Here is a 10,521-nt window from a genome sequence, read left to right as displayed (position 1 = left end):
GAATCTAACAAACCAACAGCTCTTGTGTTAACTCGTCAAGACTTGGCTGCGTTAGAGGGTGCGGTAGAAAACACATATGACAAAGTATCTAAAGGTGCATATGTAGTTTCACCAAGCAAGAAAGCAACAGCAGATGCGATTCTGATTGCAACAGGCTCTGAAGTAAACCTAGCAGTAGAAGCACAAGCTGCACTAGCAAAAGACGGTATTGATGCATCTGTTGTAAGCATGCCATCTTTTGATTTGTTCGAAGCGCAATCAAAAGAATACAAAGAGTCAGTTCTTCCAAGAGCGGTAACAAAACGTCTTGCAATCGAGATGGGATCTACACTTGGCTGGCACCGTTATGTAGGCTTAGATGGTGACGTAGTAGGTATCGATACATTCGGCGCTTCTGCACCAGGTGAAAAGATTATGGAAGAGTATGGTTTCACAGTAGAAAATGTTGTTGCGAAAGTAAAAGCATTGTAATTTTTAGAAAAAAATCTCTCCACTATGGGGAGATTTTTTTTTCGGTCTTTAGTAGTTGGTCAGGAAAAACAATCTTTACGAAAATAGCATATAATATTTTAAGGAAAGCAATTCGTTATTTATAAAACTGAAAGGAACACAAAAGGTTATTCCATAACGCAAAAGAAAAATGAATTTCTGATGACTTCGGCAAAGAACTGCATGAAGATTTCTGGTATGAATACAACCGGTTATTAAAAAACACCTCACATTAATAAAATCTGCATACTCTGATTAAGAAGGCTGAATTTTAAGGGGAAACTAATGTAGCCTATGAAAAACAGTTCTTTCGACAGAAATAGTCCTTTCTTTCTCCATGGTAAGACACTTCTTTTGTGCATGCTTTTATATAATCGTAAAAAAGGGGCTTGTCTCATGCGAGGGGGAAAGAAGATGAAAGTATATCATTTGTATTTAATTCGTGATGATATTGCCAAGTCGTACTTCGGAAGGGAACATTTGTTATTTGATCTGTTTGTCCGGTTTACTCGCGCTCGTTCCTTATCAGATAAGAAAATGTTATATAAACAAATCCAATACATTACGAAACCGCTGCCGCAGTTAAAGCTGCACCATCGTGTCGAGCAGTCGCTTTTGTCAAGCCACTTGTATAAAAGAGCTGTGAATGTTCACACCCTTTCTTCGGCAAGCGGGGATGTGTGCGGGACACTTACCATTAAGCCACAATATGCCATACTTGAATCCGTAGGTAATTTAGAAGTAGAAATGATATTTTTTGAAATACTAAGAAAGAACGAAATGACGTTTCTTGCTATGGAATATACCGCAGAACAGTGTGGCTGGCTAAATCCAATTAAGCAAGAAAGAAAATACGTATAAGTATGAAAAAATATGACGTACAAATCTTGTCTTCTGTAAGACGTTCTAGTACACTGTAATGTAGACAACATGAAGGAGGAAACCGTATGTCAGTTTGGGTCGTTGTTCTAGTGGGCATTCTTGCATTAGCGGCAGGCGTAGCGCTAGGATTTTTCATCGCTCGTAAATATATGATGGACTATTTGAAAAAAAACCCGCCTATTAACGAACAAATGTTAAAAATGATGATGATGCAAATGGGACAAAAGCCGTCTCAAAAGAAAATCAATCAAATGATGCAGGCTATGAGCAAACAAACGAAATAAAGCGGACAAGACACTCGAACTTGGAGTGTCTTTTCGTTTTATGTATGAGGATTTTGATATAAAACGTTCTATAGAAGCAGCCGCTCCTGAGAGAGCGGCTGCTGGTTAGGTGAAGCTAAGAAATGTAAAAATCATTGCTTTGTCTGCTTTAATTCAATCGGAGCTGCAAATACAAAGCATTATGTTGAGAAAATAATCAGATCAATGTAGGTTATGTGGTAGATCTTGATGAGGTATTATAGATAAGGAATCGTTTGCTGTGTGAGTATAGGGGATTGATTGTGTACAGTGTGAATGTGCAGAGATGGAGGAGAGCCGAAGCGGCGCGTTACCTCATCTGCAACCTTTTGAATCGCGTGAATTTCAGACGATGCAAAGACAGTTAATTCTTCCTGAATCGTGCGAGGTCCTTGCCTAAACATATATTGGACGGAATACGAGAAAATCATATCTTATCATTCCTCTCGTAAAAAGAATATTTTCTAGTATTCTCCATTTTTGAGCCTATTCCTTCTTACTATAAAGAAAGACTTTAAGTATATCTGTTCCGCTGTAAAAAGTATAAATTTCCAGCTAGGAGCGAATTCGACATAGAAGGGGTTTTTAGGAAACTTCGCCTCTGTCTTCGTCCGGGGGACAGGGCTTGCGAATCGGTGGGTTTTCTTTACACTGTAAGAGAGAATAAATTTCTAGCTAGGAGCCAATTCGACGTAGTCGGAAATTTTAGGAATACAGTATAAGTGCAACTACACCTCTGTCTTCGCCCGGGGGGCAGGGCGAAGACAGAGGTGAGTTTTCTTTATTTTGCTTAAAAATTGTGTATAATGAAAAAGTAGGGAACATACGTACATAAGACAGGTATATTTCTTTTTATTAAGCTGCAAGGAATGGTTTGCTGCAAGAGGAGAGGACGAGCGGAAGGGAGAGCTTATGCAGGATATAAATGTATTGTTGGCGTTTGGTGCGGGATTTTTGTCCTTTATATCTCCGTGCTGTTTACCGTTGTATCCGGCCTTTTTATCCTATATAACGGGAATGTCTGTATCGGAGCTGAAAGAGGAGCAAGGGATGCTGCAAAAGCGGGGGATGCTGCATACAGCATGTTTTCTTCTCGGATTTTCTATTATTTTCATTGCCATTGGTTTCGGAACCTCGTTGGTTGGAAAGTTCTTTATGGATTATCAAAACTTAATTCGACAGCTAGGTGCTATTTTTATCGTTTTGTTTGGACTTGTTATTGTTGGTGTATTCAAGCCGGAATTTTTGATGCGGGATCGGAAGTTCATCTTTCAAAATCGGCCATCCGGCTATTTTGGTTCTGTAGTGATTGGAATTGCATTTGCGGCAGGATGGACGCCTTGTACAGGTCCGATTTTAGTATCGGTGATAGCATTATCAGCTACGAATCCAGAGTCAGCGCTGCTGTATATGATAGCCTATGTCCTAGGATTTGCAATACCATTTTTCGTTTTGTCGTTCTTTATTACGAGAATGACATGGATTAAAAAGTATAGTGCAAGACTTGTTAAGGTGGGCGGCTATGTAATGGTGCTTATGGGTGTGCTGTTATATTTTGACGCTATGACAGGAATTACTATATTTTTTGTCGATGTATTCGGTGGCTTTAAAGGTTTTTAACACTGTAAGAAAATATAAATTTCCGGCTAGAAGTAGATTTGACTCAATCGGAAATTTTAGAAATGCAGTGTAAGTGCAAATTACGCCCATGTCTTCGCCAATTGGCGAGTTTTCTTTACATGGCTATGGTGCTATAATAGCTAGAACAGGATTAAATTTCCAGAAAAAGGATGATGAGGGATGAATTCAATACTTCTATCGAGCATTGTGGCTGTTTTAATGGGAATAGGTGTGATGTTCGTCCGGTTTAAAGCGGCAAAAAAGCCTGCATCCTTAAAAAAGATTATTTTACCCCCTATTTTCATGAGCACAGGGGCATTGATGTATGTTGTTCCTGAGTTTCGAATTACGCCTGCAGAAATGGCAGAATCTATAGCGGTTGGCTTATTTTTCTCTATTTTTCTTATTAAAACCTCCAAGTTTGAAGTGCGCGGGAACGAGATTTATTTGCAGCGTTCTAAGGCGTTTGCAGGTATTTTGCTCGGCTTGCTCGTTGTGCGGATTGCATTTAAAACATATTTAAGTCAAACAATTGATTTTGGACAGCTAAGCGGTATGTTTTTCCTTCTTGCCTTCTCTATGATTATATCATGGCGGGTTGCGATGTATCGTTCGTACAAAACGATAGAGGCAGAGCTGAAAAAGACGAACCCTTTGCAATTTGATGAAGATAGAAAGCTCACGTAAAAAACCTCAGTCGGATAACTGAGGTTTTTCATTTAAACAGCAATGCTTGAAAGGGAGAATAATCAATTTGCTTTTTCTTAAGTGTTTGTACTAAAAACTTATGGTCGCGTTTTGGAGTAGCAAGAATATAGCCTTTAATAATGAGGTCTTGTGTAATGCTTACAGCCTTTTCCTGCAAAGCGAGCTCTCCGATTTTTCCGGCGATTTTCGAGCGTGCCACATCACGGAACAACTCTGGAACGGGACTGACGAGTTCCTCTAGCAATGTTTTTTGCTCCTCTTCCCACATATGCCGAGTTTGTTCAATATAGTAGTATTCCCAGTCTAAAATGGATTTGCCGTCTTCCTTTGGCAGCCGTTTCAAAAACTTTCGAAACATAAAATATCCGCCGATTGACATAAGACTTAATAAAATAACTGTCCAAATGACGATGAACCAGCTGAACCACCCTGTAAGCAATGCACATCCCCCTTTGTATGACTAAAAAGTTTTCATAGATTGCTAACTTTATTATAAAGTTGGCACCTGTATAAAGGCAAGACGGGGCTGCTGTTAACAAGTCTTGTCTTAATTGGTATACAGGATGTATATGCCGCATATGCAAAGAAAAAGGGGTGGTATTATGCTGCAAGAAAGCAATCGAATCGGCCGCATTGCTATGCTTTTTGCACTGGCAGATGCAGGAGAAACGTTAGCTACTCCGCTTCCAAATGGATGGCGGTATTGCACGGGCAAGGTCGGGTCTATGAATTCGCAAAAAATTGTTGCTGCTATGGAAACTGCCGCTAAAAGTTCGCATATTATAGAAACAGATGTATATCGAGAAACACATGCGTTGTATCATGCGATTATGGAAGCGCTGTACGGAGTAACAAGAGGGCAAGTACAGTTAGGAGATGTGCTCCGTACCGTTGGGCTTCGATTTGCGATTGTGCGAGGCAATCCGTACGATCGCAAACAAGAAGGAGATTGGCTTGCTGTTGCACTTTACGGCACAATTGGTGCACCGGTTCGAGGTTCTGAGCATGAGGCAATCGGACTTGGGATTAATCATATATAATAGCCCATAGTTTATGAGAATAGAAGGGGGCCTTGTCATACGGGGTGGTGTAATCCTGCATGACAAGGCCCCTTTTTGCCTAAAAGAGGTGAGCGAGGATGATTGTATTAACAGGGGAGTCTCTTACGATGGAACAGATGCGCTGCATTTTGTATAAGGGGGAAGCTGCTGCAGCCTGCCCGCAAAGTATGGAGCGCGTTCGGAGCTGCCGCAAAGTGGTTGAAGAGATCGTTGCTGATGAGAAGATTGTGTATGGGATTACGACTGGATTTGGCAAGTTTAGCGATGTATTGATTGGAAAGGAGGATACACAGCGGTTGCAGCAATATTTAATTCAATCCCATGCGTGCGGAGTGGGAGAGCCGTTTCCCGAAGAAGTGGCGCGCACTATGCTTGTGCTGCGCGCCAATACATTATTAAAAGGATACTCGGGGGTGCGGCCTGACGTTATTTTGCTGCTGCTTGAGCTCGTCAACCGCCGTATTCATCCTGTTATTCCGCAGCAAGGTTCTCTTGGCGCAAGTGGAGATTTGGCGCCCCTTTCTCATCTTGCGCTCGTGTTGATTGGCGAGGGAGAGGTGTTTTATAAAGGAAAGCGGCAGCGTACAGCGAAGGTGCTTGCCAAAGAAGGGCTGCAGCCAATTGTTTTACAGGCAAAGGAAGGACTTGCGCTCATTAATGGTACACAGGCGATGACAGCGATGGGAGTCGTTACGTATCTAGAAGGCGAAGTGCTAGCCTATCAGTCAGAATATATTGCGGCTATGACGCTGGAAGGCTTAAGGGGAATCATAGATGCGTTTGATGAGAGCATACACTTAGCTAGAGGCTACCCTGAGCAGACTCGTGTAGCGCAGCGAATGCGGCTGATCTTGACGGGCAGCAAGCTCGTTACAAATCAAGGAGACCTGCGTGTACAGGATGCGTACTCCCTTCGCTGCATTCCACAGGTGCATGGTGCGACGTGGCAGGTGCTTGGTTATGTAAAAGAAAAGCTGGAGATTGAAATGAATGCGGCAACTGACAATCCGCTTTTGTTTGCGGACGGTGATAAAGTGCTTTCCGGCGGTAACTTTCATGGGCAGCCGATTGCGTTTGCTCTAGATTTTTTAAGCATTGCGATGGCGGAGCTTGCTAATATTTCCGAACGGCGTATTGAACGTCTTGTGAATCCACAGCTGAATGATTTACCGCCGTTTCTGAGTCCGCAGCCTGGACTGCAATCTGGAGTGATGATTTTGCAATATGTTGCAGCTTCCCTCGTGTCAGAAAATAAAACGCTCGCCCATCCGGCAAGCGTTGACTCAATCCCCTCCTCCGCGAATCAAGAAGATCATGTGAGCATGGGGACAATCGGTGCTCGTCACGCTTATCAAATTACAATGAATGTCCGGCGTGTATTAGCCATCGAACTAATCTGCGCTATGCAGGCTGTGCAGTATCGGGGGGTGGAACATATGAGTGCGAAGACGAGGGAGCTATATAAAGAAGGCCGAAAGATTGTCCCGCCTATTGTCAAGGATCGCATATTTTCTTATGACATAGAGAATGTGGCGAAGTGGCTACAAGCAGAAAAGAGGGAGATCGTATGATGAAACATATTCGGGCACCGCGCGGAACAACATTGCAGACGAAGGGATGGGTGCAGGAGGCTGCCTTGCGTATGCTGCTAAATAATCTAGACCCAGAGGTTGCTGAAAGACCAGAGGAGCTAGTTGTATACGGCGGAATCGGAAAAGCGGTTCGCAATTGGGAGAGCTTTCACGCGATTGTTGAATCGTTGAAGCAACTGGAAGAAGATGAGACGCTGCTTGTTCAATCTGGAAAACCGGTTGCTATATTCCGCTCCCACGCAGATGCGCCTCGTGTATTGCTTGCAAATTCCAATCTCGTTCCCAAATGGGCGACGTGGGAGCATTTTCGTGACCTAGAGAAACAAGGTCTCATGATGTACGGACAGATGACGGCAGGAAGCTGGATTTATATCGGAACACAAGGTATTTTACAAGGAACGTATGAAACATTTGCAGAGGCAGCACGGCAGCATTTTCAAGGAACGCTCAAGGGGACGATTACAGTAACATCAGGGCTTGGGGGAATGGGAGGAGCACAGCCGCTTGCAGTGACAATGAATGGCGGTGTTGTAATCGCTATTGAAGTTGATCCACAGCGCATTAAGCGGCGGATTCAAACGAAATATTGTGACAGGATGACAGCTTCTTTAGATGAAGCGATTGCTCTTGCAAGGCAATATAAGGAAAAACAGAAGCCGTTGTCGATTGCGCTATTAGGAAATGCGGCAGATGTACTCCCTGAACTTGTGAAGAGGGGATTTACCCCTGATTTGGTGACTGATCAAACATCGGCTCATGATCCGCTGCATGGCTATTTGCCAGCAGGTATGTCGTTAGAGAAGGGAGAATCACTGCGAAGCGAGCAACCATCGGCTTATATCTCACTTGCGAAAAAAAGCATGGCGCATCATGTAGGGGCGATGCTCGAGCTGCAAAAGCGGGGGACGGTTGTATTTGACTACGGCAATAATATTCGACAGATAGCGTATGATGAAGGGGTGGAGCATGCATTTGATTTTCCGGGCTTTGTGCCAGCGTTCATTCGGCCGCTATTTTGTGAAGGAAAGGGACCGTTTCGTTGGGTTGCTTTATCGGGAGATCCTGCGGACATTTATAAAACAGATGAAGTAATTTTACGCGAGTTTTCTGACAACCATCGTTTATGCAGCTGGATTAGGGAAGCTCGTCAAAAGGTTGCGTTTCAAGGCTTACCAGCTCGTATTTGCTGGCTAGGCTACGGAGAACGGGCAAGGTTTGGTCAAATCATCAATGAAATGGTTGCAAAGGGAGAGCTATCTGCTCCAATCGTGATTGGTCGCGATCATCTAGATTGCGGTTCTGTTGCTTCGCCGAATCGAGAAACAGAAGGGATGAAGGATGGAAGTGACGCTGTGGCAGATTGGCCCATTTTAAATGCAATGATTAATAGTGTAAATGGTGCGAGCTGGGTATCTGTTCATCATGGCGGAGGAGTGGGAATGGGGTATTCTTTACATGCGGGGATGGTGATTGTGGCCGATGGCACGGAGGCCGCCGCTAAACGTCTGGAAAGAGTATTAACATCTGATCCTGGTATGGGAATCGTGCGGCATGTGGATGCAGGATATGATCTGGCTAAGCAAACAGCAAAGAGACATGGGATAAACATTCCGATGATGGGGGAATAACATGCTGGATACATTGCTTATCAATATTGGGCAGCTGCTCACGATGAATCATGGAGAGAAGCCGTTAAAAGGGGAAGCAATGGGGAGGCTTCCCCTTATCGAGAACGGTGCAGTAGGGATAAAAGATGGAAGATTTGCTTTTGTTGGATCGATGGAAGAGGCGAAGCAGCTTAAAGCGGAGAAGGTAGTAGATTGCATGGGCAGGATTGTTTCGCCAGGTCTGATAGATCCTCATACACATGTTGTATTTGGCGGCTCTCGGGAGCATGAAATCTCGTTAAAGCTGCAGGGCGTACCATACCTAGAGATTTTAAAGCGGGGCGGCGGCATCTACTCCACTGTACAAGCGACAAAGCAGCTGGGTGTGGAGGAGCTGAAAAGGAAAGCGAAGGGACATCTTGATCGGATGCTGTCCTATGGTGTTACAACAGCGGAAGCAAAAAGTGGTTACGGCTTAGATAGAAAAACGGAGTGGAAGCAGCTGCAGGTGATACAAATGCTTCAGCAGGAGCACCCTATAGATCTTGTCCCAACCTTTTTAGGTGCACATGCACTTCCGAAAGAATATGAGGGAAATGCGGCGGCATTTTTGCAATCGATGATTCAGATATTGCCGGAGCTAAAAGGAATGGCTGAATTTGTTGACATTTTTTGTGAAACGGGTGTGTTTACGGTAGAGGAAGCAAAGGCCTATTTGCAAAAGGCTAAACAGTTTGGCTTCCATGTAAAGATGCACGCGGACGAAATTCATTCGATTGGTGGAACAGAGGCAGCTGTAAAGCTTGGGGCAGCCTCGGCTGATCATTTGTGCGGTGCTTCCGAGAAAGGTATCGAAATGCTTGCCGCTTCTGATACGATTGCGGTCCTTTTACCCGGCACCACATTTTATTTAAATAAGGATCGTTATGCCAAGGCACGCAGCCTGATTACAGCAGGTGCAGCTGTTGCACTTGCCACAGACTTTAACCCAGGCAGCTGCCCAACAGAAAATATACAGCTGATTATGAGCCTTGCGCTCCTGAAGCTGAAGATGACACCAGAGGAAATTTGGAATGCTGTAACGGTAAATGCGGCACATGCAATTCACCGAGGAAGCTTGGCAGGACAAATTCAAGTCGGACGATTTGCTGATGCTGTTCTTTGGGATGCGTATCATTATGCGTACATTCCGTATCATTTTGGCGTGAATCATGCTGGAACCGTTTGGAAACATGGAAAAGTCGTCTATCAGCGAGGTGAGGAAGCTTGCGCATTCCATACGTAAAAAAACATGCCGCATTTTCTGATCGTGAAGTAACAAGATGGAATGACATTCTCAAGGATTGGGATGGAGCAGAAGCGCTCATAGGCCCTGTTATTCTTGGAGTCCCATTATCGAAGTCATCCATCAGTCATTCTGGCGCGTCCTTTGCTCCGCATGCGATTCGACGCATGCTAGGATTATATACAACGTATCACATAGAGGATGAAAAGGATGCTGCAGACAGCGTACTATTAGATTGCGGGGATATAGAGATGCATGTTACAAACATACTGGAGAACCATAAACGAATAGAGCATGCCGTTTCTTTATTAACAGAACGGTATGAAAAAGCGATACCGATTATCCTTGGAGGCGACCATTCTATTAGCTTCCCTAGCATTAGCGGATTTGCAAAGGGAAGAGGGAGGGTTGGCGTTATTCAATTTGATGCGCATCATGATTTGCGAAATATGGAGGACGGCGGACCATCCAATGGTACACCGTTTCGGAATCTGCTTGAACATAGCGTGGTAGAAGGGGAGAATATAATCCAAATTGGCATCCGCAATTTTTCAAATGCCAAGGCATATCATGCATATGCTCTTGCAAAAGGAGTAACCGTTTACACAATGAAGCAGCTAGGGAACCGGGCGGTAACGGACATTGTACAGGAGAGTATTGAAAAGCTGCGTACCCGTGTAGACAGCATATACGTTTCTATTGATATGGATGTACTGGATCAAGCTTGTGCGCCTGGGTGTCCTGCCATCGGTCCTGGGGGGCTGCATAGCCGGGAGCTGCTTGAGGCAGCGGCATTGCTTGGAAAAGAACCTCTTGTCGGAGCTGTAGATATTGTAGAGATTGATCCAACGATTGATTTTCGAGATATGACGAGCAGAATTGCTGCACATATCGTCATGAGTTTTGTTTTGGAGCGATTATAGCTGAAAACACCCCCGCTTAGGAGCACAGCTCATAAGCGGGGGTGTTTTTAAA

At 44.1% G+C, this 10,521-nt stretch carries 12 protein-coding genes; 10 read left to right on the top strand and 2 right to left on the bottom strand.

What is annotated here, in order from left to right; all coding sequences use genetic code 11:
- The 3 genes from EP737_RS18495 to EP737_RS18485 form a co-directional block, all read left to right on the top strand.
- Positions 1-471: transketolase-like TK C-terminal-containing protein (locus EP737_RS18495; protein WP_281278906.1), on the top strand; the 471-nt coding region annotated here is incomplete at its 5' end.
- A 432-nt stretch (positions 472-903) separates the two neighbouring features.
- The gene (gene sirA, locus EP737_RS18490; RefSeq protein ID WP_129729698.1) at positions 904-1,350 is read left to right on the top strand and encodes a sporulation inhibitor of replication protein SirA; all 447 of its coding nucleotides are present in this window, start codon (positions 904-906) and stop codon (positions 1,348-1,350) included.
- Positions 1,351-1,436: 86 nt separating this feature from the next.
- Positions 1,437-1,655 carry a YneF family protein gene (locus EP737_RS18485; RefSeq protein WP_129729696.1) on the top strand — a complete coding sequence of 73 codons (219 nt, stop codon included), beginning with the start codon at positions 1,437-1,439 and terminating at the stop codon, positions 1,653-1,655.
- Between the two features lie 236 nt (positions 1,656-1,891).
- Here EP737_RS18485 and EP737_RS18480 read toward each other — a convergent pair whose 3' ends face one another.
- Positions 1,892-2,104 carry a hypothetical protein gene (locus tag EP737_RS18480; RefSeq protein WP_129729694.1) on the bottom strand — a complete coding sequence of 71 codons (213 nt, stop codon included), beginning with the start codon at positions 2,102-2,104 and terminating at the stop codon, positions 1,892-1,894.
- Positions 2,105-2,585: 481 nt separating this feature from the next.
- On the opposite strand from EP737_RS18480, the gene EP737_RS18475 reads away from it, so the two are divergent.
- Entirely contained in the window at positions 2,586-3,293 is a 708-nt protein-coding gene (locus EP737_RS18475; protein WP_129729692.1) for a cytochrome c biogenesis CcdA family protein, read from the top strand.
- 180 nt (positions 3,294-3,473) lie between these two features.
- The gene (locus EP737_RS18470; protein WP_129729690.1) at positions 3,474-3,980 is read left to right on the top strand and encodes a CcdC family protein; all 507 of its coding nucleotides are present in this window, start codon (positions 3,474-3,476) and stop codon (positions 3,978-3,980) included.
- 28 nt (positions 3,981-4,008) lie between these two features.
- Here the strand turns inward: EP737_RS18470 and EP737_RS18465 are convergent, their stop codons facing one another.
- Positions 4,009-4,440 (bottom strand): DUF2621 domain-containing protein, encoded by a 432-nt coding sequence (locus tag EP737_RS18465; protein ID WP_129729688.1) that lies wholly within the window; start codon positions 4,438-4,440, stop codon positions 4,009-4,011.
- A 160-nt stretch (positions 4,441-4,600) separates the two neighbouring features.
- Here EP737_RS18465 and hutP point away from each other — a divergent pair, with 160 nt between their 5' ends.
- From hutP to hutG, 5 genes are all read left to right on the top strand, one after another.
- A complete protein-coding gene (hutP, locus tag EP737_RS18460; RefSeq protein ID WP_129729700.1) occupies positions 4,601-5,041 on the top strand; it encodes a histidine utilization transcription antiterminator HutP in 441 nt (146 codons plus the stop codon).
- A gap of 98 nt (positions 5,042-5,139) precedes the next feature.
- A complete protein-coding gene (hutH, locus tag EP737_RS18455; protein WP_129729686.1) occupies positions 5,140-6,633 on the top strand; it encodes a histidine ammonia-lyase in 1,494 nt (497 codons plus the stop codon).
- On the top strand, positions 6,630-8,282 hold the full coding sequence (gene hutU / locus EP737_RS18450; protein ID WP_129729684.1) for a urocanate hydratase: 1,653 nt from the start codon (positions 6,630-6,632) through the stop codon (positions 8,280-8,282). Before hutH ends, hutU begins: the two co-directional genes overlap by 4 nt.
- A 1-nt stretch (position 8,283) precedes the next feature.
- A complete protein-coding gene (hutI, locus tag EP737_RS18445) occupies positions 8,284-9,546 on the top strand; it encodes an imidazolonepropionase (RefSeq protein ID WP_129729682.1) in 1,263 nt (420 codons plus the stop codon).
- The gene (gene hutG, locus EP737_RS18440) at positions 9,528-10,469 is read left to right on the top strand and encodes a formimidoylglutamase (RefSeq protein WP_129729680.1); all 942 of its coding nucleotides are present in this window, start codon (positions 9,528-9,530) and stop codon (positions 10,467-10,469) included. The genes hutI and hutG overlap by 19 nt, the downstream gene beginning before the upstream one ends.
- The last annotated feature ends 52 nt before the right edge of the window (positions 10,470-10,521 follow it).

This window comes from Ectobacillus funiculus (assembly GCF_004138295.1).
GTDB lineage: Bacteria > Bacillota > Bacilli > Bacillales > Bacillaceae_G > Ectobacillus > Ectobacillus funiculus.
The sequence above is the reverse complement of the archived record's forward strand: the minus strand, read 5'-3'. Positions and strand labels throughout refer to the sequence as shown.

Coding starts and splice junctions, on each gene's coding strand:
- sirA (WP_129729698.1), top strand. CDS start 904: ATGAAAGTATATCATTTGTATTTAATTCGTGATGATATTGCCAAGTCG.
- EP737_RS18485 (WP_129729696.1), top strand. CDS start 1,437: ATGTCAGTTTGGGTCGTTGTTCTAGTGGGCATTCTTGCATTAGCGGCA.
- EP737_RS18480 (WP_129729694.1), bottom strand. CDS start 2,104: ATGATTTTCTCGTATTCCGTCCAATATATGTTTAGGCAAGGACCTCGC.
- EP737_RS18475 (WP_129729692.1), top strand. CDS start 2,586: ATGCAGGATATAAATGTATTGTTGGCGTTTGGTGCGGGATTTTTGTCC.
- EP737_RS18470 (WP_129729690.1), top strand. CDS start 3,474: ATGAATTCAATACTTCTATCGAGCATTGTGGCTGTTTTAATGGGAATA.
- hutH (WP_129729686.1), top strand. CDS start 5,140: ATGATTGTATTAACAGGGGAGTCTCTTACGATGGAACAGATGCGCTGC.
- hutU (WP_129729684.1), top strand. CDS start 6,630: ATGATGAAACATATTCGGGCACCGCGCGGAACAACATTGCAGACGAAG.
- hutI (WP_129729682.1), top strand. CDS start 8,284: ATGCTGGATACATTGCTTATCAATATTGGGCAGCTGCTCACGATGAAT.